Source organism: Paraniabella aurantiaca (assembly GCF_050309965.1).
Lineage (GTDB): Bacteria > Bacteroidota > Bacteroidia > Chitinophagales > Chitinophagaceae > Niabella.
Genome location: NZ_JBLOSY010000001.1, coordinates 1,984,575 through 2,004,834, shown reverse-complemented (window position 1 = coordinate 2,004,834; position 20,260 = coordinate 1,984,575). Strand labels below are relative to the sequence as shown.

Genomic DNA, 20,260 nt, shown 5'->3' with positions numbered 1-20,260 from the left:
ATAAGATGTATCTTGTAAATACAAAGTTGAACATGCCTGCCTGGGGAATAACCATATTGATCGTACTGGCTGTCTATGTTGGCATCAGCATAGCTATTTATTACCTGCAGGAGTATTTTTTGTTCAAACCCGAAAAGTTACCCAGGGATTTCCGGTTTTCTTATGAGAACCAGCAGGTAGATGAGTACAATTTAGAAACCCATGACGGCGCGATAGTAAACGGTCTTCATTTTAAAACACAAAGGCCCAAAGGCGTTGTGCTTTATCTCAAAGGCAACTCCAAAAGCATTAAAGGATGGGGGAAGTTTGCCGTTGATTTTACCCGGCATGGGTATGATGTGATTATGTTCGACTACCGGGGATTTGGTAAAAGCACCGGCAGGCGTTCGCAAAAAGGCATACAGCAGGATCTGCAAATGATCTATAATGAGATGAAGAAAAAGGTGGATGAAAGGCATATCATCTTATACGGAAGATCACTAGGCTCCGGCTTTGCCACCAAGCTGGCATCTGTCAATAACCCGCTCATGCTGATACTGGAGTCTCCCTACTACAGCCTTAAACAGGTGGCCGCGCAATTTGTTCCCTTTATGCCTTTATCGTTGGCTATGCGCTTTCCCTTGCCCTCCTATAAATGGATCAAATACGTAAAGTGCCCTATTTTTATTATTCATGGAACCAACGATAAACTGATTCCCCTGGAGTCGTCGGTGAAATTATCGCGCATTAACCCGGATAGAACGCGCCTGTATACAGTAATTGGCGGAGGACATAAAAACCTGAGTAATTTTCCACCTTACCATAAAATGCTTGAAGAAATTATTCATTATAAAGAAACACCTGTTAACCTCGAAGGCAGCAGTTACCGGAAGGACCATCAGAAATGAAAAAGCGCATCATAAAAATAGCAGTCTGGTTTTTGGGGATATATATTACAGCAATAATTGGTGTAGCAATGCTTCAACAAAAGTTAATATTCAGGCCGGAGAAGCTGGATGCGGCTTATCGCTTCTCTTTTGATCAGCCTTTTAAAGAGCTTAACTTTAAAAGAGAGGATGGTGCATTGTTGAATGCACTTTATTTTACAGTGCCTGACCCCAAAGGTGCCATCCTTTATTTTCATGGGAACAAGGGTAGTTTAAAACGATGGGGGGCTATTGCTTCTTCATTAACGAAATATGATTATAATGTGTTGGTAATGGATTACCGGGGGTATGGCAAAAGCACCGGGACGGTGTCGGAGCTAAACCTGCAAAACGATGCCCGTTTCTTCTACAAGGAATTGTTGCAACAATTTACTGAAAGCCAGGTAATTGTTTATGGCAGATCTTTAGGAACCCATTTTGCCACCCTGGTTGCATCTGAAAACCACCCACAGCGATTGATATTAGAATCGCCGTTTACCAAGATGATGGATGTGGCCCAGACCCGTTTTCCCATTCTCCCGATAAAGTACTTTTTAAAATTTCCTTTTAACAGCAGTCAGTGTATCGGGAAGCTTAGCTGCGCTTTAACTGTTTTTCATGGTACTGATGACAAGGTAGTACCTTATGCATTAGGCCGTCAATTATTTGAACAGGCAGGTGGTACTAATAAAACACTGATCACGATACCTGGCGGTGCACATAATAATTTGGCTGAATTCAAGGAGTATACTACTGAGATGGAAAGGGTGCTGGGAAAAATTGCATTGAAGCAGGATGAATAATTAACATGTAGTCTTTTCTCCGCTCGGTAATATGAGATTCCTCGACTTTATCCCCAAGGGATTCCGCTGCCAATGACGATCCTTTTACCCTCGTGCTTTCACCAACATCAATCCTCTCCCATATCATTATCCTGCCCTAAATCCAATTTTGCCTGCTGAAAATCTTTCGGCTTGTTATAGTTCAACAGCGACTTCATTTTACCCGCCTGCGAAAAGAAATTATCCTTACCCATATGTAGCTGCTTCACGGCGTCATCGTATTTGCCACGTGCATTGTCCAGGTGCTTACCCACCGCATCCAGGCTTTCCACAAAGCTTACCAGCTTATCATACATTTTTATAGCACGATCCGCAATCTCCATACTATTGCGGTCATTGCGTTCGCGTTTCCATAAGTCGGCCAATAGCTTTAGTGCCGCGATCAGGTTGGTCGGGCTGATCAATAAAATACGCCGGTCATACGCGTATTCCCAAAGGTTGGCATCGCCCTTCAAAGCTGCAAAATAAGCCGCTTCGTTCGGTACAAACATCATGACAAAATCCATCGACTTATCGTAGTCGTCGTAAGCTTTTGTATGCAGTTGATCAATATGATTCTTCACCGCACGTGCGTGTGCCAGCAGCTCTGCTTCCTGTGTTGCTTCATCTTCTGCCTCGGCATATCGTATAAACGCATTCAGCGATACCTTGGCGTCTACAATTACATGCCGGTTATCGGGGTATACAATCAAAGCATCCGGCCTCATTTTTTTACCGCTAACAGCGCTTAGTAAGGCTTTACCGTCAGGTCCAAATAATTGATACTCCATAAAGAATTCTTCGTTCTTACGTAGTCCCGATTTATCCAGTATTTTTTCCAGTATCATTTCGCCCCAACGGCCCTGGGTTTTCGATTCACTTTTCAAAGCCCTGGTCAAATTTTGTGCCTCTTTGCTCAATTGCTGGTTTAGTAGCAACAGGTTCTTTACTTCGTTTTGTAAAGAAAAACGTTCGTTGCTTTCCTTGCCATAGGCATCCTGTACCTGCTGCTTAAACTCGCGGATGTTCTGACCCAGCGGTTCCAGCAGGTTTTTCATATTGTTTTTATTCAGCTCGGTAAAAGTGCTGGTTTTGGTTTCCAGTATACGGTTGGCAATGTTCTCAAATTCGGTATTGAACTTTTTGCTCATCGCCTCCATTTCTTCTTTCTGCGTTTGCAGCTTTTCAGCCTGTGCTTTATTGGTAGCCAGGGCCGTAGCTAATTGCTGGTGGAGGGTTCCCTGCTCACTCTGTAAATTTTCGTTGAGCGAACGGGCTCTTAAGTGCTCGTTATTCCTTTCAATTAAGGTTTGCCGGGTTGTATCGTAAGCCGCTTTAACGGTAGCGTATTGCTGGCGGCTGTTATCCAGCTCGGTGCTTAAGGCCAACAGATCCTCCTTAATAATATTATACTCTTGCTGACGATCAGCTAGTTGCTGCTGCGCAGCCGCCAGCTCAGAAGCTGAAGTAGCTTTCAGGGCAATCAGTTCCCTGTCCAGCTCGTTATATTTTATTTGTGCTTCATCTTTAACGGTCTGTATGCCAGATGTAGCGCGGCTTTTACCCAAAAGCCATCCAATCAGTAAGCCTGCAATAACGCCAATCGATGTGTAAATAATCAGTTCCATTCTAAATAATATATGCTGTCTACGAAAATAAGTATTGCGATAGCAAAACCGCTACGGTTTCCCGCTTTTGAATTTATTTAACAGAATACCCGGTGTATTTGTTTTTTCAGGTGTGGTTTTTGGACCACTTACGACGACAACAATACTCTATAACCTTAAAACTCTAAATAATGAGCAAGAAAATAGCCATTTTGGCCACCCACGGTTTTGAAGAAAGTGAATTAAGATCCCCCAAAGAGCATTTGGAGCAGCAGGGCTGGGTAACGCATATTGTAAGCCTGGAGCCCGGCACTATTAAAGCATGGACCGATAAAAATTGGGGGCAGGAATATATAGTAGATGTAACTATCGACCAGGTATCTGCCGATGATTATGATGCCTTAGTATTACCCGGCGGTGTGCTTAACCCCGATAAGCTAAGGGTAAATGATGCTGCTGTAAGTTTTGTACAGGCCTTTTTCGGGCAGGGCAAACCGGTAGCCGCCATTTGCCATGGCCCGCAGGTATTGATCAACGCAGGTGTGGTAGAAGGCCGCCGAATGACCTCTGTAAAAGCCATCAGCCTTGATTTAATCAATGCCGGCGCCGATTGGGTAGATGAAGAAGTGATTGTAGATGAGGGTTTGGTAACCAGCCGCACACCCGAGGATCTTCCTGCCTTTAATAAGAAAATGGTTGAAGAGATCAATGAAGGAGTACATGCCTGACAAAAGTCTCAATCAAACTATTTTAAGTATTCTTTCATAGCCATGTTTACGAGGGATAATATCCGGGATAAGCATGGCTTTATTTTTCTTCTAATTACACGCTCCTCACTCAGCAGCCCGGTTATATCTCTCACAAACACATGGATATCCGGCATCTCCATTTCATCCGCTACCGAGCTGATACCAAACACAGCATACGTAAACGGCTGTAGCCTTTGTCAGGTCCAGGCTAACAACCGTTGTATTTAAGACCTTACATCATTCGCGCGTTAGTGGCTTTTAAAAAAAATCTGCTTCGCTACGTTTCGCGTGGAATGATGATTCGTTATTCCTCCTTATTACGAAATCTTTCAACCACTTCATCGGTGGGTAACCCCAGGGCCTGGGTGGCATTATAGGCTACCAGGTAATCGGTATGGTTGCAATAGTTGTGGTGTAGTTCGGTAATACGTTTGTTGTTGAAGTCTGGCAAATGATACAAGATATCGATCAGCTCATACGGGTTAGTTATGATCGGCATAGTGCTTAAGACAATGTCGATCATTTGGGCATCCTGGCATATCTGAAAAATGGAATGTGCAATCGTTACTTTCATGGGTCCATTGCTGTTGTGAAGCAGCTCATACAATTTCGGCAGTGCTGCTTTGGATTGTATATGCCCTAACCCGATTACCGGCCAGTCGTCTCTAAGGCTTAGTGCATGTATTAATTCTGTTTCCGCTATTTTCAATTCTTCCTCTGTTAAATTGTTCAACAGGTCAATCGGAACACCGTCCTTTCTTTGTGCCCAGGTATTGGCTTCTAAAAAGTCCTTTCTAAACAGATCGATCGTTTTCATCGCTTTTTAATAATGCGGTCTGCGTTTTTATAGTTATTTCAAACTACCCGTATTTATTATCGCATACTGGTGGTTAAATTAGCTAAAGTATTTGCTTGGCTTAAGCTGGCAGCAGGCCTTTACAGATTTAATTTTTTGAAAATAGTTGGCATGGTTTCAGAATCTAAAGCGTTCATATCAACCAGGTTTAATGAGTTGACCATTTTTAATGTGGATGTTTTATAATGCTGGAAATGGGGTGTCTTCAAATGAGCTTCGTAAGCGTCCTTACTTGCATAGATCTCCAGAATTCTTATTTCGTTAGCTTGCTTTTTTTGAAACATAGGATAAATTGCAATAACGCCATTTTCTAACCTTAAAGATGCTTCGGCTTCTTCTTTAAGTATAGCAATATATTCTTTAAGATACTTCGGGTCTATCTGTATTTCCGATATTCTGATTATCATATTGTCGTAGTTCTGTTCTTCTTTTTTACTACAGGATGTAACGATAAAAACAATTATGGCAATCCCCCATGAATGTATTAATCTTTTCTTCATAATTTTTCTTTTATAAGATTTGCTCAACTGCCTAAGGATAGTAGTTGTTACTTTTACTGTTCAATTAAATCATCAATTTGATCAGCCACCTTTCTGGTATCTCCTGTTTCGTGATACCAGGCAAAAATGGTATCCCCTAATTGTTTGTCATGCGCGCTCACCGGCAATAGTACTAAATGGTCGCCACTGCCATTAGAAGCAATGGCTATTGCCTCAGCCGGAAAATTACGCCAGTTTCTGGCCTGCCTGGTTTCTAACCCAATATGATTACAGGTTCTGCTGATTCGTTTATGATCTGATTTATCGAAGAATGGGTATAGGTGCCAATAATCGTCTTTGGTGGCTAACGGCCCACCGTTTTCTTTTATCATTTTTGCTTTAAAATGTACCGGAAAAATAACTCCAAGCTCCTGCTCGGCTTCAGCAATATATTTGACGTCTAATGGAAACGGCATTTTTTCTTTTTCAAGATTAGTAATAGCATTTTCCGCTTATAATTCATAGCTTAGATTCTATGCCGAAGTTTGCGATAATGCAGCTTTTACATTATAACAATCAAAGCAAACAAAATTGTAGATTACCATACAGTCAGCAAGGTCAAATTTGTCACCAATTGAATCCACCTGAGCATAAAAGGTCATCGTCTTCTTACAGTTTTCACATACAGGGTATTCGCTCTCCGACAGTCCTTCGGGCTTTCCTCCAAGGAAATGCCTTGTCCCGGCAACTTCGTTCCATTTATATCCAATTATCTTCCTGGCTTCCGCGGTCTCTGGTTGTGCTATCAATTTAATTTTAGGTATTTCCATAACGTCTGCTGTCTTAATTTTTTAGGGTATAAAGCAATATCACTAATATACTAATTTTAATAGAAGTAAATTAGGGCTTCGATCATTTACGTATTTATAGCTATTGAAAGCATTGCTTCGCCGGTGTCGGAATAACGTTCGTATGGAACTGCCGTTTACGATAAGGACAATCTATAAATAAACTCTTCTATTTCCATTTGCCGGGCATTGGCAAAACCTCTGTCAGTGCCTACTTTAGTAAAGTCACATTTTTCTAATACTTTTTGCGAACCAAAATTGTCAAATGCTACCCGTCCATAAATGGGTCTTGTTAACTCTTCTTCCAAAAAAATTTTCAGCGCCCGGGTAGCAATGCCCTGCCCCCAAAATTGTTTGTCTAACCAATAGGTGATTTCTGCATGGCCTTCCATCATAAATTTAGCAACGCTGCCTGCAATAGAATTGTTAACCAATATGGTTTGATTTTTGGTAGTAGGGTCGCACAAGATGTTCGTGTATTTTTCCAGGTATGCTGTTTTATTGGTGGGATCTTTCGGTGTAAACGCGGCCAGGTGCTGGGCTTCGGGGTCTAATTGAAACGCAAACAGATGGCTCAGGTCCGCCACTGTTGTCGGTCTAAGTGTAATGTCAGGCTTATGTTGGTTCATCTTTTTGTGCTGATCGTTCTTTAACATCTAAGATACGGCTTTGGATTTAGTGGTCATCTGCCTATTTAAGGAAACACTTCATTCGTGTATTAGTGGCATCCAATAACCACCTTGATGGAATTCCTGACTGCGCTCCGCTACGCCCGGAATTTGCAGCAAGCGTATTATCTGTATATCAGTGGCATTAAATAATACGCTAAACGCGCCCGGCGCTGCCCTGTGCCAGGCGGGCGTTGTCATTCTTTAATTAGATCTACCCTTTATAATGGGCATCAAACTCCACCATCCATTCAATGCCATACTTATCTCTGAACATACCAAAATAAGTTCCCCAGGGGCTGTCTCCAATGGGAAATTCAACCTGTCCACCAGCGGAAAGGCCGCTAAATAATTGGTCCGCTTCGTCCTTGGTTTCCGCAGTGATAACAATTTTACTCCGGTTCTCATTTTCGTTGGTGGGACCCAGCATTTCCGGAACATCATTGCCCATCAGCATACCCGTTTTGCCGATAGGCAATGCAATGTGCATGATCTTATTTTTTTCATTTTCAGCTACCGGGAAGTTCTCATTTTCGAGATCTTTGAAACGAATAATTTTTGCAAACTCGCCGCCAAATACCGATTGGTAAAAGGTAAATGCTTCTTCTGCATTTCCGTTGAAGTTAACGTGTGGATTAATGAGTGCCATAAATAATCATTTAGTATTTTTTAATACTCAAACCTACTGCTTAAGCAGGGAATAAATAAGTAGGATTACGTCAAAAATGGGTCGGTTCGCGCCATAGTGGTATTTCATATTCAACGCGCCTTTCGCGATATCTTGTGAGCTGCCGGGTGTTCTTCTGGTAGTGTTCTTTTTACCAGAATTTCCACCAGGGCTTTGTTGGTTCTGGTTCGTTATTTTCGGCGGTCAAAGCCCGGCACTCTTTATTGCAGAATAGGTTTGTAAATTCTTTTGTAACCGTATAAACATAAGAATATATAGCGTCTTCACTTCCATTTTGATATCGCTTCATAACTTTTTGAACTGGCCAGATTTGCACCTCATTGGGGAGTTTTAATGATACATTAATTTCTCCTTGCGGGTCGTTGTCATCTCGTAGCCACCTATCCGGAAAACTTCCGGCGTGCAACAGCTACGTAACCTAGTTCCCCATAGCCGCTTCGTCCAGCATCCAGATGGCCGTACCTTTTTTAAGATCTACCTCCTGAACAGGGAATTTAGCTGTAGCATTCTTTGAAAAAATATGCTTCACTACGGGCGCCTTAGCGGCTCCTGCTACCAGGAACATGGCTTCTTTGCTGTTATCAATTAAACGGTAAGTAAAGCTTAAGCGAAAGGTTTGCTTGCTCTCTACCCACACTTCTTTAATATATTTTTTCTTCTCGTTCAAAATATCTGTACCTGGAAATAAAGACGCGGTATGACCATCATCGCCCATGCCCAGCAAGGTGAGATCTATCTGCATTTTTTTACCTAAAGTATCTGCTATCGCCTTTTCGTACTGCATCGCGCAGTCTTTGGCTTCACCTTTAGTAGGCATCGCTAATATATTCTTACGTGGCACTTTAACATGATCGAGCAATGCTTCTTTTACCATGCGGTAATTGCTGTCCTCATGCGTATGAGGTACAAACCGTTCATCACCCCAAAGCAGGTGTACATTTTTCCAATCGATATTTCTCGAAAATTTCGGGGTAGCTAATAGCTGGTATAAAGCTTTTGGTGTACTGCCTCCAGACAAGGCTACTGTAAAGCGACCTGTTTCTGCAATGCTTTTATTGCTGCGTTCTACAAAATAATGTGCCGCTGCTATGCTCAATGCTTCAGCATTTTCCCAAATCAATTTTATATATTTCATTTACTTCTTTTTTGTGGTTTTTGTTTTTGTTTCTTCCGGCAGCATCAGCCATTTAATTTTACCTTCTTTTATCAGCTCATCTGCTTCTTTGGGCCCCCAGCTACCGGCCCTGTATTTTTTCATATCGCCTTTTTCTTTGCTCCAGGCATTCAATATCGGCATTACAATACTCCATGCCGTTTCTACCTGGTCGGCACGTATAAACTGTGTAGCGTCCCCTTCCAGTGCATCCAATAATAAGGTCTCATAAGCTTCCGGCGCTTCTTCAATGAAAGAGTCGTGGTAACTGAAGTCCATTTCAAGCGGCTTTAATTTCATTTCAAGCCCGGGTACTTTGCCTTCAAAGAGCAGGCTTATCTTTTGCTCGGGCTGAATACTGATGACCAGGCGGTTGGGGACTACATCATCTTTAAATATTTTATGCGGACTGTCTTTAAACTGCACTACGATTACTGAAGATTGTTTCTCCAGGCTTTTACCGGTTCGCAGGTAAAACGGAACGCCTTTCCAGCGCGGATTATCAATCCATACTTTCATGGCTACATAAGTTTCCGTAGTCGAGCTACGGGCCACATTAGTTTCTTCCTTATAGCCTACCTGTTCCTTGCCTTTCACTTCCCCCCTGGTATATTGTGCTCTTACCACATCCTGTATGGCAGTAGCAGTTGTAAAAGGTCTTACTTTTTTCAGCACTTTTACTTTCTGCTTTCTGATGTCTTCTGCATCATAGTTGCCCGGGCACTCCATGGCTACTAAAGACAACAGCTGTAGCAAGTGGTTTTGTACCATATCTCTTAAAGCACCACTTTTGTCGTAGTAGCTGCCACGGGTGCCAACACTTACGCTTTCGGTAACGCTTATTTGTATCTGGTCGATAAACTTGTTATTCCACAGAGGTTCGAAAATATAATTAGCAAACCTGAACGCAGCAATGTTTTGTACTACTTCCTTACCCAGGTAATGATCGATGCGATAGATCTGGTTCTCGTAAAAGAGTGTATTAAGCAGGTCATTTAAACCCTTGGCCGAGGCAAGATCTGTTCCAAACGGCTTTTCTACTACAATACGGTCCTTGTCTCTTTGAGAAGCAATATTATGCCTGGATACACTGTTGGAAATAACCTCTATGAAGCTGGGTGCCACTGAATAGTATAATAGCCGGGTAGCACGGGTCCTCCATTTTTTATCATTCTCATCCAGCGTAGCTTTAAGCCTGCTGTAGGTTTCGTCTATCGTAAAATCTCCCTGGAAGAAGTATAGATTGTCTGTAAATTTTTTCCATTCTGCAGCTTTGGCTTTACCTCTTCTTGAAAAAAGATTCACCCCTTCCAGCATATGCTTTTCATAAGCACCTTCAGGCAGGCCCTGGTAGTGAACGCCATAAATAGCAAATTTGTCGGGCAGGTAGCCACTGATATACAAGTTATAAAATGCGGGGATCAGCTTGCGCCAGGCAAGATCTCCAAATCCGCCGAAAATAACGATGTTGGCAGGTGTATGTTTAAAAGTCATTTAGATAAAGTTGATAGTTAATAGTTAATGGTTGATAGTTAATGGTTCATAGTTGATAGGTAATAGGAGATAACCCATGATTTCTATCATCTACATTATAAAGGTTAATACTTCTTTGTGTAGTGATTTTTAACTGTACCTGAACATTCATCTCCGTCTTTTATTCCGGTCAGCCATACTTTAAGCTTTTTTGTTCGTTCCTGCGTCAATTGGGTTAGATATATATACCAACACATGGGCTGACTACTTCCATAATAACCTTTTTCTCTATCCGGATATTTGGCCTTCATCTCCGCATCGCGAAATTGGATCCATAATTTTTGGGCAACTTTAAGGTTTTTAATAAAAGCAGGATCTTTTTTATAGTCCGCCAGCACTTTTTGGTAAACGCCATTTAATTCCTTATCGGCTTTTTGATAAACTCTCGCTGCTTCAGTATTCATTTCACTTTGCGACTGTCCAAAAGAAAAACAACCCACCAAACAGAATAAGCCTGCTAATAAAAATCGAAACATACCTATGACATTAAAAATTTTAAATTCTACATTTTACGTCCCCGGAGTCCAATCAGTATGGAACGTGCCTTCCTTGTCAATACGTTCGTAGGTATGTGCTCCAAAATAGTCGCGCTGCGCTTGTATCAGGTTGGCTGGCAGCCTTTCCTGTACATACGCATCAAAGTAGCTCAATACCGCAGAGAAAGCCAGTGCCGGGATACCAGCATCCATAGCCGTTTTCAGGAAGTTAACCAGGCCGGGTCTTTTCTCTTTTAACAACGAAACAAATACCGGTGAGGCGATCACATTTTTTAATGTAGCATCTTCAGAAAAAGCTTTATACAAATCGTTCAGCATCAGCGAACGGATAATACATCCCGCACGCCAAACCTTGATAGCTGTGGGAATAGGGATATCATATTTGTAAATAGAGGAAGCTACTGAAAGTAATTCCAGACCCTGGGCATAAGCCATCATAAACCCAAAATGCAGCGCGTCGCGACAGTCTTTCTTTAATGCTTCTACATCTACACCGGTTTTTTTATTTTGATGGTTGTATAAACGCGCAAACTGCGTACGCTCTTCTTTCAGTGCAGACAGGTAACGCATGGATACAGACGTGTCGATAGTAGGAAGCGGTACATTTAATTCCAGTGCGCTTTGAGAGGTCCATAATCCCGTGCCTTTTTGTTTGGCCTTGTCCAGTATCATGTCAATCAGGTCGTTACCGGTTTCAGGATCTTTTTGTTTAAATATATCGGCAGTTATTTCAATCAGGAAAGATTGTAGTTCACCCTTGTTCCAGGTGTCGAATAACTGATGCAGTTCGGTGTTGGACACCCCTTCATTTCTCAACAAGCCATATACTTCACTGATCATCTGCATCACTGCATATTCAATACCATTATGTACCATTTTTACATAATGGCCCGCAGCGCTGTTCCCCATAAAAGCAACACAGGGTTCCCCGTCTGCCTTGGCAGCAATCGATTCAAATATATCCTGTACCAGTTTATAACTTTCTTCGTTACCCCCCGGCATCATGCTCGGGCCAAACCTTGCGCCATCTTCACCGCCCGATACGCCCATTCCTATAAAGTGGATACCAGAACTTTGTAAGGCAGCATACCTTCTGTCGGTATCAATAAAATGAGAGTTGCCGCCATCGATCAAGATGTCGCCTTTCTCCAGGTTGGGTAGTAATTCGTCAATTACAGCGTCTACAATTTTACCCGCCGGAACCAGGAACATGATAATGCGCGGCGTTCGCAGGTTTTTTATTAAATCGGCCGATGAAGAAACAGTTGTAACGGGCCGGTCTCCGGCTTCTTCGTTCATGCGCCTGGTCTGCTCTTCACTACGATCGTAACCACATACTTTAAACCCGTGATCTGCAATATTTAAAACAAGATTACGGCCCATAGTTCCCAGGCCGATCATTCCAAAATGTGCGTCCATAAAAAAATTTTTTTAAAGATAGGATTGCATTAATGAAATCTTAAAATATTATTCATTGTTCACACAATTTTAAAGCCTTGTTGGCGTTTTACGATGAATTTCGTTACTTTCACATTACGAACGGATATATTAATAAGGACCATTTTAGTTAAAGAAAAGATCAGTATATACGATGTTTATCAAAAAAGCATTACCGGCTTTGGCATTGTTGGCTTTATGTGCTTGTGGTAATAAGCCACCTCAAAAAACCAACGTTCTAAATAGAAACCCTCAAAAAAATACAGCTACCAGGCCGTCTTCATCCGGCAATCAGCCTAATCAGACCGTTTTTACAAAACCCGAACAGGTTACAAGAAATAACCAGCAGAATAATACTCCGGAGGTTACCAAAAGGCCGGAAAGAGAAAAGGAAACTTATACGCCCCCGCCGGCTAGCAACGATGCAGCAGCATATTCGTATCGCTCTCCGCAATATTATAAACGTATTACAGATAGTATACAGTTTTATGCAAAACCTTCCTACGAAAAGACGGTTGATGAAATTATTAACCAGATAGCAAAAAATCCTTCTCAAAAAAAGAATCCGGCAGTAAATGCACAGTGGTATGCTTCGGTTAACTTTAATATAAGAAAGCCCAATTTCGTAGTATTACATCATACTGCGCAAAATTCAGCAGAGCAAACTTTATTTACTTTTTCTATTACCCGAACACAAACCAGCGCTCACTATGTGGTGGGCCGTGATGGTGTGGTGTACCAAATGTTAAATGATTATGTACGTGCCTGGCACGCGGGTAATAGCAAATGGGGCAGCATTACAGACATGAATTCATGCAGCCTGGGTATTGAAATTGATAACAATGGAGAAGAACCGTTTTCGGATGCCCAGATCACTGCGCTTATTAAGTTGCTCGACTATTTAAAAGATCAACACGGCATTCCTCAATCCAACTTCATAGCACACTCTGATATTGCACCCAGCCGCAAAAGTGATCCCAGCAAGTACTTTCCCTGGAAACGTCTTGCCGACGCGGGTTTCGGCTATTGGTACGACACCTATAATATGCAAACACCTCCGGCTGATTTTAATGCTTTACTGGCCCTCCGGGTAATAGGTTATGATATCAGTAACCAGGCTTCAGCAATTAAAGCCTTTAAACTGCATTATATTCAAAACGACGTATCGGGTACCCTTAGCGAGTACGATAAAAAAGTGCTATATAGTGTATATCGAAAATTCTGATTTTCAATAGCCCAATCAACCAATAATGGCGTAACTACCTTCTTTTACGAGGTAGTGCCCAATGAATACTCCTTCTGAACATGATTCCCATGCACATAATGTGTATAGCGCACATATTACTTTAATTGTTATATTGCGGGGAGGCATAGCTTTACTGGATGAAGTGAATGAATTTGTAAACACCTGCAGGTTGTGTTGCAGGTTATTAAAAAGAGATTTTAAAAATGACAGAAGAACATAAAAGGTTACAGGAGAACGCTAAAAAAGCTGTACCGTTAGAAAAATGGGGACCCTATGTAAGTGAACGCCAATGGGGTACTGTGCGCGAAGATTATAGTGAATATGGGGATAGTTGGGGATATTTTCCTTTTGATCATGCTTATTGCCGGTCATATTTCTGGGGTGAAGATGGACTCGCCGGTATTTCAGACTATTTCCAAAACCTTTGCTTTGCAATAGCATTGTGGAATGGAAAAGATCCTATATTAAAAGAACGTTTGTTTGGTGTGGGTAACTACGAGGGTAATCATGGAGAAGATGTAAAGGAACTCTATTATTATTTGGATAATATACCCAGCCACTATTATATGGAGTACCTGTACAAATATCCCCAACAGGCTTTTCCTTATGATCAGCTAAGAACAGAAAGTAAGAACCGCTCGAAAAATGAGCCGGAGTACGAAATATTGGACACAGATGTATTTAAAGATAGCCGGTATTTTGACGTAAATATTACTTACGCCAAAACCAATAGCACCGATATTGGTATTAAAATAAGTATCACCAACCGGTATAAAAAAGCGGCTGCTATTACGGTGTTACCCACGCTTTGGTTTTATAACCGATGGACGAAGCACGGCAGCTTAAAAACAAAACCCAACTTTTCGCCTGCCGGAAAAAATACAGTTTTTGCTGAACACTCACGCCTGGGTAACTATTATTTTTACTACCAGGAACCGGATGATGCCTTATATACCGATAATGAAACCAATACGCAAATAGTAACGGGGCAGCCCAACGAAAGTATATTTACAAAAGATGCCTTTCACCAGGCTATCATTCATAAGACAAATGTGAATGAACTGAGGCAGCGTAAATCGGGCACAAAGTTTTCGCCCGTTTATAACTATACTGTGAAGGCCGGTGAAACGATAGACATCTATTGCCGTCTTTCCGAAAAGCAGCAAAAAGATCCTTTTGACAGTGATTTTGAAAAGTTATTTGAAAAAAGGAAGAAAGAGGCCGATGATTTTTACGCAGAGATATTTCCCAAAGGTGTAAAGAGCGATCTGGCTAAAGTGCAGCGACAGGCATTAGCCGGTTTATTGTGGAGTAAGCAATATTATCATTACGATATTGAAAAATGGTTGTCTAATTCTGATGGTATTGCACAGAACAACGACAGGCGTAAGAATGGCAGGAATAACGATTGGAAGCACCTGAAAAACCAGGATGTAATTTCGATGCCGGATAAATGGGAATACCCCTGGTATGCTGCCTGGGATCAAAGCTTCCAGTGTATTTCGATGGCCGTGGTAGACCCGGTGTTTGCCAAAAATCAGCTGCTGCTGCTAATGCGGGAGTGGTATATGAAACCCGATGGTCAACTACCTTCTTACGAATGGAATTTCAGTGATGTAAATCCCCCGGTACAAGCCTGGGCCGCAATGGAGATCTTCGAGATAGAACGAAAGACTACCGGGAAAGGCGATATCGATTTCCTGAAAAAAGTATTTCATAAACTGCTGATCAATTTCACCTGGTGGATCAATAGAAAAGACCGGAAAGGAGACAATATTTTTGAAGGTGGCTTTTTGGGACTGGATAATATAGGGGTATTTAATCGCAGTTATCACGACCAGGGCGATATACAGCTGGAACAGGCTGATGGAACTAGCTGGATGGGCGTATATGCGCTCAGCATGATGGATATGGCTCTTGAGATTGCAATGGTAGATAGCACTTTTGAAGATGCGGCTACTAAATTCTTCGAGCACTTTATTTTAATTGCTGAAGCATTAAACGAACATTTCTTATGGAATGAAGAGGACCAGTTTTTCTATGATGTTTTATGCATGCGCGACGCGCCTCCGCAGCCGCTAAGAATACAGTCGATTGTGGGATTGACATCCTTATATGCAGTAGCTACCATACGTAAAGAGGTATTTGAAAAACTGCCCGATTTTGCCAAGCGTTTTGACTGGTATAAAAAGTACCGGCTGAAGAATAATCGCTTCTGGCCAAAAGAAGAGCACAGTGATGGGCATGAGCTCCTGCTGTCAATGGTTCAAACAGACCGTTTGAAATCGATGCTTAAGCGTCTTTTTGATGAACAGGAGTTTTTATCCGGCGGCGGTATCAGGGCTTTATCCAAGTATCATGAAGCTCATCCTTATTCCGTTACGATTAACGGGGAAGTGCATACGATTCAATATGATCCGGGCGACTCGACTTCCGATATGTTTGGCGGTAATTCTAACTGGCGCGGACCGGTCTGGATACCGATCAATTTTATCATCATACAATCCATCAGGCGCTTAGGAAAATTTTATCATAACTCATTAATGGTGGAATATCCGACAGGGTCGGGCCACCAGATGAACCTTTTCAATACTTCAACAGAGCTGGCCAAGAGGGTGATCAGCATGTTTGAAAAAGATAAAGACGGTAACCGGCCTATTTACGGGCCGTATAACTGGTTTTACCAACAGCCGGAAAATAAAGAACTCATATTGTTTTTTGAGTATTTTCATGGGGATACCGGCCGTGGACTGGGCGCTAACCACCAAACCGGCTGGAGCGCTCTGGTGGCAGAACTGATAAGCGAACTGGCTGATAAGGAGTAGTAATTAAATAGATATTTGTAGCAAGCGGTTGTGCATTGTGCGCAACCGTTTGTCTTTTTGATACATTCTACAACAACTTCCCTTATTTTTATTACTTCATCATTATTAAAATAGTTGTTTATGAGTGTAGCCACACAACCTGGTTTTAAGAAAAATTATATGGTTCCGCTGATCACGATCTGCGCGCTGTTTTTCATTTTCGGGTTTATTACCTGGGCGAACGGAACGTTGATCCCTTTTTTCAAAATGTCTTTCAGTCTTAGCGACGGAGAGGCTTTTTTGGTGGCAACTGCATCCTATATGGCTTATTTTTTCCTGGCTATTCCCTCTTCATGGATATTAAAGCAAACAGGTTTTAAGAACGGTATTGTCCTGGGCCTTGTAGTACTTGCCCTTGGCGGATTAATATTTATTCCGGCCGCTAATTCGCATTCCTTCGGGTTGTTTCTTACCGGCATATTTGTGCAAGGAGCCTCCCTGGCATTGCTGCAAACAGCGGTAAATCCTTATTTGTCCATCATCGGTCCTATCGAAAGTGCTGCTAAACGCATCAGCATGGCCGGTATTTGTAACAAGTTTGCCGGGATGATTGTGCCATTTATTATGGGCACGTTGTTCCTTAAGAATGCAGGCGAGGTAGAGGCGAAGATACAAGCCGCAACAGGAGATGCGAAATTGCAATTACTGAACGATGTATTATCCAGAGTAAATACACCATATATCGTTTTAGCTGTTATCTTTATCCTGTTTGCTGTTTTTGTTAAGTTTCTGAACCTTCCTGAAATACAGCCCGAAGAAGATGTGGTTGATGAAGCCAGCGGGCAAGTCATTCAGCATAAAAGCATTTTCCAGTTCCCGCATTTGTTTTTGGGCGCACTTTGCATATTTGTATATGTTGCCGCTGAAGTGATGGCAGGAGATATCATTGGCGTATATGGAAAGGAGTTGGGTATTAGTCCTGATATCTCCAAATACTTTACTTCTCTTACGCTAACGGGTATGTTGATTGGTTATGTAATTGGTATTATAACTATCCCCAAATACCTGTCGCAACAAAAAGCACTTAGAATTTGCGCTCTTTTAGGAATATTATTTTCTGTCATTGCCTACCTGAGCAGTGGTTATACCGCAGTGGTATTTATTGCTTTACTGGGACTGGCTAACTCTTTAATGTGGCCGGCTATTTTCCCCCTGGGAATAAATCATTTAGGTAAATTTATCAAACTGGGTTCGGCTATTATGATCATGGGTATTGCCGGTGGTGCTATATGGCCATTGATATATGCCTGGTTAAAAGATACAGCAGGGCTTGATTTTCAGCTGGCATACTTTATAACAGTATTGCCTTGTTATCTATATATCTTATATTTTGCTATTGCAGGGCACAAAGTAGGCCTGAAAGGGAAATAACGAGCGAAACCAATATTATCTTAGTAATAACTCACAGGGCTTTAGCCCTGTTTGTTTTTTAAAGGCTGTGCTGAAATGAGAAATAGAAGAATAACCCAGCATCATCGATACGTCTGTAACATTCAGGCCTTTTTCATATAAAAGGTATTTGGCATGTTCCATGCGCTGGTTCTGATAGAAATCGAAAATGGTGGTGCCATACATTTCCTTAAATCCTTTCTTAAGGTAGCACTCGTTCATGGCTACTTTACGGCTAAGGTCTTTGATAGTTATAGGCTGGCCAATGCTCTGGATCAAAATATCCCGCGCAAGCGTTATTTTTTCACGATCAACATCGCTGTTCAGGAAACGGCAGGATAAAACCTCTGCTTTATCAGAAATCCAATCCATGCTGTACAATAAAAGCATCTGTAATTGGGCATTCACATAAATATTTTCCAGGCTACCGGTATATTTATGGTTCACCAATGCTTCAATTACTCCACGCGTTTTGCAGCAGAGCGGTATATTTTTCTGAAAAGAGTCTTTTTTACTAAAACGTAATAGTAAATCGGTTGCAGTAGAGTGGGCTTTACTGTTTGCAAACTGAGAAAGCTGGGGGGCAGAATAATCAACCGCCACCATATCGTAAGAGGGGATGCTTTGCGCACAGGCTTTTGTATTACCCGAGGTACATTTTTGACAGACATCAGCGCTGCAATACATATTACCGGCAACACAAAATCTTAATTTAACACCATTTTCATCGCTGCTTTTGCCCTTATAATCGTAATTAACAATACCAATATCCTCTGCACTATTATCTTCGTCACGTATAAAACGCCTGATGGAATAATTTACAGATCCTGGAATATGCTGCTCTTTACAAACAATAGGTTGTAACCCTTTTAATGTCTGTGTCCAGGGACCCGTGGCTGTTGTTATTTCGTCTTGCTTGCTCATTAATTAAGTGCAAAAATAATATTGTTTGTTAAAATATTCAACTAACGGCTATTAGTTATAAATTTGGAGGCTTTATCGAGCCAAAATAATAGCAGGATATTATCAAATCTTTAATTTTGCACGCCGCCATGCGGTGATTGTTCAAAATATTTAGCGTTCGAACGGCAGAAAGAAAATTTTACAGCTTTTAATGATACATTTCAACTCATACATACATCCGGACGCAAAAGTGGCGACCAATGTTAAAATAGACCCCTTTACAGTAATTCATCCAAATGTAGAGATCGGAGAGGGCACCTGGATTGGATCCAATGTTACCATACAGGAAGGAACCACGATCGGTAAAAACTGTAAGATATTCCCGGGTACTGTTATTGGCTCCGAACCACAGGATAAGAAGTATGCAGGTGAAAAGACAACAGTAGAGATTGGAGATGATTGTGTTATACGTGAATTTGTTACCATTCACCGGGGTACCAGTGATAAATGGAAAACAGTAGTGGGAAAGGGCTGCTGGATATTAGCTTACAGCCATATCGGACATGATTGTACGATTGGAGATTATTGTACCTTAAGTAATAGTACTCAAATAGCCGGTCACGTAGTATTAGGTGATTATGTGGGTTTTGGAGGAGTAGTAGCCGTACACCAGTTTGTAAAAATTGGTTCACACTCATTTATAAGTGGCGGATCGCTGGTAAGCAAAGATGTTCCTCCATTTATTAAAGCAGCCAGGCAGCCTTTAAGCTATGCCGGTGTAAACTCTGTGGGCTTAAAGCGCAGGGGCTACAGCATCGAGCAAATCAATCATATCCTGGATATTTACCGCGTTCTTTACAACAAGGGATTAAATGTTACCCAAGCTGTTCAGATACTCGAAGAAGAGTTTCCTGTAACAGAAGAAAGAGACGAAATACTCACTTTCATCCAGGAAAGTACACGCGGTATCATCAAGCGGTACAGCAAAGCCAATGGCGATGACGATTCAATTGCATAATGCCGGCAAACGTTATAACCGGGACTGGATCTTCCGTGGCCTAAATTATACTTTTCAGCTGGGGAAGCATTATGCGATCACCGGTTCTAACGGAAGTGGAAAAAGTACTTTATTGCAGATTTTGAGCGGTGCCGTCTCCATTAACGAAGGTTCCTGCAACCATTTCATTAATAATGTACCCCTTCCTGTCGAAAAAATATTTAATCATACCTCGCTTTGTGCTCCCTATCTTGAGTTGGTAGAGGAGTTTACACTCACCGAGTTTTTAACGTTCCATCAATCTTTTAAACCGTTTGTCAATGGGATGTCTGTTGGTGCGGTAATAGAAGCGGCTCATTTAACGCACGCCCGGCATAAAAAAATAAATGAATACAGCAGCGGTATGAAGCAAAGGGTGAAGCTTTCCCAATGTATTTTATCAGATACACCTCTTGTTTTACTCGACGAGCCCTGCACCAATCTTGATACTGCCGGCATAGAATTATACAATCATCTTATTAAAACCTATTGTTCAGAAAGACTGGCTGTAGTAAGCAGCAATGATATAGCTGAATACGGTTTTTGCGAAGAAGTACTGGATATTACCAGATTCAAGTAGT

At 41.7% G+C, this 20,260-nt stretch carries 20 protein-coding genes; 8 read left to right on the top strand and 12 right to left on the bottom strand.

Annotated features, from left to right (window positions below; translation table 11 throughout):
* Positions 1-5 precede the first annotated feature (5 nt).
* Entirely contained in the window at positions 6-887 is an 882-nt protein-coding gene (locus ACLOAU_RS08660; RefSeq protein WP_427861468.1) for an alpha/beta hydrolase, read from the top strand.
* A 68-nt stretch (positions 888-955) separates the two neighbouring features.
* Positions 956-1,708 carry an alpha/beta hydrolase gene (locus ACLOAU_RS08655; protein WP_427861467.1) on the top strand — a complete coding sequence of 251 codons (753 nt, stop codon included), beginning with the start codon at positions 956-958 and terminating at the stop codon, positions 1,706-1,708.
* Positions 1,709-1,815: 107 nt separating this feature from the next.
* Here ACLOAU_RS08655 and ACLOAU_RS08650 read toward each other — a convergent pair whose 3' ends face one another.
* Positions 1,816-3,354, bottom strand: coding sequence for a DNA recombination protein RmuC (locus ACLOAU_RS08650; protein WP_427861466.1), 1,539 nt, complete (start codon positions 3,352-3,354; stop codon positions 1,816-1,818).
* Between the two features lie 170 nt (positions 3,355-3,524).
* On the opposite strand from ACLOAU_RS08650, the gene ACLOAU_RS08645 reads away from it, so the two are divergent.
* On the top strand, positions 3,525-4,061 hold the full coding sequence (locus ACLOAU_RS08645) for a type 1 glutamine amidotransferase domain-containing protein (protein ID WP_427861465.1): 537 nt from the start codon (positions 3,525-3,527) through the stop codon (positions 4,059-4,061).
* A 325-nt stretch (positions 4,062-4,386) separates the two neighbouring features.
* Here ACLOAU_RS08645 and ACLOAU_RS08640 read toward each other — a convergent pair whose 3' ends face one another.
* The 10 genes from ACLOAU_RS08640 to gnd form a co-directional block, all read right to left on the bottom strand.
* The gene (locus ACLOAU_RS08640; protein WP_427861464.1) at positions 4,387-4,899 is read right to left on the bottom strand and encodes a hypothetical protein; all 513 of its coding nucleotides are present in this window, start codon (positions 4,897-4,899) and stop codon (positions 4,387-4,389) included.
* Between the two features lie 119 nt (positions 4,900-5,018).
* A complete protein-coding gene (locus ACLOAU_RS08635) occupies positions 5,019-5,438 on the bottom strand; it encodes a putative quinol monooxygenase (RefSeq protein ID WP_427861463.1) in 420 nt (139 codons plus the stop codon).
* A gap of 53 nt (positions 5,439-5,491) precedes the next feature.
* Positions 5,492-5,893, bottom strand: coding sequence for an SMI1/KNR4 family protein (locus ACLOAU_RS08630; protein WP_427861462.1), 402 nt, complete (start codon positions 5,891-5,893; stop codon positions 5,492-5,494).
* Positions 5,894-5,950: 57 nt separating this feature from the next.
* Positions 5,951-6,247, bottom strand: a complete 297-nt coding sequence (locus ACLOAU_RS08625; RefSeq protein WP_427861461.1) for a hypothetical protein — start codon at positions 6,245-6,247, stop codon at positions 5,951-5,953.
* Positions 6,248-6,402: 155 nt separating this feature from the next.
* Entirely contained in the window at positions 6,403-6,894 is a 492-nt protein-coding gene (locus tag ACLOAU_RS08620) for a GNAT family N-acetyltransferase (protein ID WP_427861460.1), read from the bottom strand.
* Between the two features lie 253 nt (positions 6,895-7,147).
* Positions 7,148-7,582 (bottom strand): VOC family protein, encoded by a 435-nt coding sequence (locus ACLOAU_RS08615; RefSeq protein WP_427861459.1) that lies wholly within the window; start codon positions 7,580-7,582, stop codon positions 7,148-7,150.
* Between the two features lie 457 nt (positions 7,583-8,039).
* The gene (gene pgl / locus ACLOAU_RS08610; protein WP_427861458.1) at positions 8,040-8,756 is read right to left on the bottom strand and encodes a 6-phosphogluconolactonase; all 717 of its coding nucleotides are present in this window, start codon (positions 8,754-8,756) and stop codon (positions 8,040-8,042) included.
* Positions 8,757-10,268, bottom strand: coding sequence for a glucose-6-phosphate dehydrogenase (gene zwf, locus ACLOAU_RS08605; protein ID WP_427861457.1), 1,512 nt, complete (start codon positions 10,266-10,268; stop codon positions 8,757-8,759).
* Between the two features lie 104 nt (positions 10,269-10,372).
* On the bottom strand, positions 10,373-10,783 hold the full coding sequence (locus ACLOAU_RS08600; protein WP_427861456.1) for a lysozyme inhibitor LprI family protein: 411 nt from the start codon (positions 10,781-10,783) through the stop codon (positions 10,373-10,375).
* A 33-nt stretch (positions 10,784-10,816) separates the two neighbouring features.
* On the bottom strand, positions 10,817-12,223 hold the full coding sequence (gnd, locus tag ACLOAU_RS08595; protein ID WP_427861455.1) for an NADP-dependent phosphogluconate dehydrogenase: 1,407 nt from the start codon (positions 12,221-12,223) through the stop codon (positions 10,817-10,819).
* Positions 12,224-12,395: 172 nt separating this feature from the next.
* On the opposite strand from gnd, the gene ACLOAU_RS08590 reads away from it, so the two are divergent.
* The 3 genes from ACLOAU_RS08590 to ACLOAU_RS08580 all read left to right on the top strand — a co-directional run bounded on the left by ACLOAU_RS08590 (position 12,396) and on the right by ACLOAU_RS08580 (position 17,722).
* On the top strand, positions 12,396-13,466 hold the full coding sequence (locus ACLOAU_RS08590) for an N-acetylmuramoyl-L-alanine amidase (RefSeq protein WP_427861454.1): 1,071 nt from the start codon (positions 12,396-12,398) through the stop codon (positions 13,464-13,466).
* Between the two features lie 224 nt (positions 13,467-13,690).
* Entirely contained in the window at positions 13,691-16,312 is a 2,622-nt protein-coding gene (locus ACLOAU_RS08585) for an MGH1-like glycoside hydrolase domain-containing protein (RefSeq protein WP_427861453.1), read from the top strand.
* Positions 16,313-16,432: 120 nt separating this feature from the next.
* Complete coding sequence (locus ACLOAU_RS08580) at positions 16,433-17,722, top strand: sugar MFS transporter (RefSeq protein WP_427861452.1); 1,290 nt, start codon at positions 16,433-16,435, stop codon at positions 17,720-17,722.
* Positions 17,723-17,737: 15 nt separating this feature from the next.
* Here the strand turns inward: ACLOAU_RS08580 and ACLOAU_RS08575 are convergent, their stop codons facing one another.
* Positions 17,738-18,664: a helix-turn-helix domain-containing protein gene (locus tag ACLOAU_RS08575; RefSeq protein ID WP_427861451.1), complete on the bottom strand. Its 927-nt coding sequence runs from the start codon at positions 18,662-18,664 to the stop codon at positions 17,738-17,740.
* 190 nt (positions 18,665-18,854) lie between these two features.
* Here ACLOAU_RS08575 and lpxA point away from each other — a divergent pair, with 190 nt between their 5' ends.
* Both lpxA and ACLOAU_RS08565 read left to right on the top strand, forming a co-directional pair.
* The gene (gene lpxA, locus ACLOAU_RS08570) at positions 18,855-19,661 is read left to right on the top strand and encodes an acyl-ACP--UDP-N-acetylglucosamine O-acyltransferase (RefSeq protein WP_427861450.1); all 807 of its coding nucleotides are present in this window, start codon (positions 18,855-18,857) and stop codon (positions 19,659-19,661) included.
* On the top strand, positions 19,642-20,259 hold the full coding sequence (locus ACLOAU_RS08565) for an ABC transporter ATP-binding protein (RefSeq protein ID WP_427861449.1): 618 nt from the start codon (positions 19,642-19,644) through the stop codon (positions 20,257-20,259). Before lpxA ends, ACLOAU_RS08565 begins: the two co-directional genes overlap by 20 nt.
* Position 20,260: the final 1 nt, after the last annotated feature.

What these genes read in the sequence shown, in the direction of transcription:
- ACLOAU_RS08575 (WP_427861451.1), bottom strand. Translation starts at nt 18,664, where the DNA reads ATGAGCAAGCAAGACGAAATAACAACAGCCACGGGTCCCTGGACACAG.
- ACLOAU_RS08590 (WP_427861454.1), top strand. Translation starts at nt 12,396, where the DNA reads ATGTTTATCAAAAAAGCATTACCGGCTTTGGCATTGTTGGCTTTATGT.
- ACLOAU_RS08580 (WP_427861452.1), top strand. Translation starts at nt 16,433, where the DNA reads ATGAGTGTAGCCACACAACCTGGTTTTAAGAAAAATTATATGGTTCCG.
- ACLOAU_RS08620 (WP_427861460.1), bottom strand. Translation starts at nt 6,894, where the DNA reads ATGAACCAACATAAGCCTGACATTACACTTAGACCGACAACAGTGGCG.
- ACLOAU_RS08640 (WP_427861464.1), bottom strand. Translation starts at nt 4,899, where the DNA reads ATGAAAACGATCGATCTGTTTAGAAAGGACTTTTTAGAAGCCAATACC.
- ACLOAU_RS08645 (WP_427861465.1), top strand. Translation starts at nt 3,525, where the DNA reads ATGAGCAAGAAAATAGCCATTTTGGCCACCCACGGTTTTGAAGAAAGT.
- ACLOAU_RS08655 (WP_427861467.1), top strand. Translation starts at nt 956, where the DNA reads ATGCTTCAACAAAAGTTAATATTCAGGCCGGAGAAGCTGGATGCGGCT.
- lpxA (WP_427861450.1), top strand. Translation starts at nt 18,855, where the DNA reads ATGATACATTTCAACTCATACATACATCCGGACGCAAAAGTGGCGACC.
- ACLOAU_RS08630 (WP_427861462.1), bottom strand. Translation starts at nt 5,893, where the DNA reads ATGCCGTTTCCATTAGACGTCAAATATATTGCTGAAGCCGAGCAGGAG.
- ACLOAU_RS08650 (WP_427861466.1), bottom strand. Translation starts at nt 3,354, where the DNA reads ATGGAACTGATTATTTACACATCGATTGGCGTTATTGCAGGCTTACTG.
- ACLOAU_RS08660 (WP_427861468.1), top strand. Translation starts at nt 6, where the DNA reads ATGTATCTTGTAAATACAAAGTTGAACATGCCTGCCTGGGGAATAACC.
- ACLOAU_RS08615 (WP_427861459.1), bottom strand. Translation starts at nt 7,582, where the DNA reads ATGGCACTCATTAATCCACACGTTAACTTCAACGGAAATGCAGAAGAA.
- pgl (WP_427861458.1), bottom strand. Translation starts at nt 8,756, where the DNA reads ATGAAATATATAAAATTGATTTGGGAAAATGCTGAAGCATTGAGCATA.
- ACLOAU_RS08585 (WP_427861453.1), top strand. Translation starts at nt 13,691, where the DNA reads ATGACAGAAGAACATAAAAGGTTACAGGAGAACGCTAAAAAAGCTGTA.
- ACLOAU_RS08600 (WP_427861456.1), bottom strand. Translation starts at nt 10,783, where the DNA reads ATGTTTCGATTTTTATTAGCAGGCTTATTCTGTTTGGTGGGTTGTTTT.
- ACLOAU_RS08625 (WP_427861461.1), bottom strand. Translation starts at nt 6,247, where the DNA reads ATGGAAATACCTAAAATTAAATTGATAGCACAACCAGAGACCGCGGAA.
- ACLOAU_RS08565 (WP_427861449.1), top strand. Translation starts at nt 19,642, where the DNA reads ATGACGATTCAATTGCATAATGCCGGCAAACGTTATAACCGGGACTGG.
- gnd (WP_427861455.1), bottom strand. Translation starts at nt 12,223, where the DNA reads ATGGACGCACATTTTGGAATGATCGGCCTGGGAACTATGGGCCGTAAT.
- ACLOAU_RS08635 (WP_427861463.1), bottom strand. Translation starts at nt 5,438, where the DNA reads ATGAAGAAAAGATTAATACATTCATGGGGGATTGCCATAATTGTTTTT.
- zwf (WP_427861457.1), bottom strand. Translation starts at nt 10,268, where the DNA reads ATGACTTTTAAACATACACCTGCCAACATCGTTATTTTCGGCGGATTT.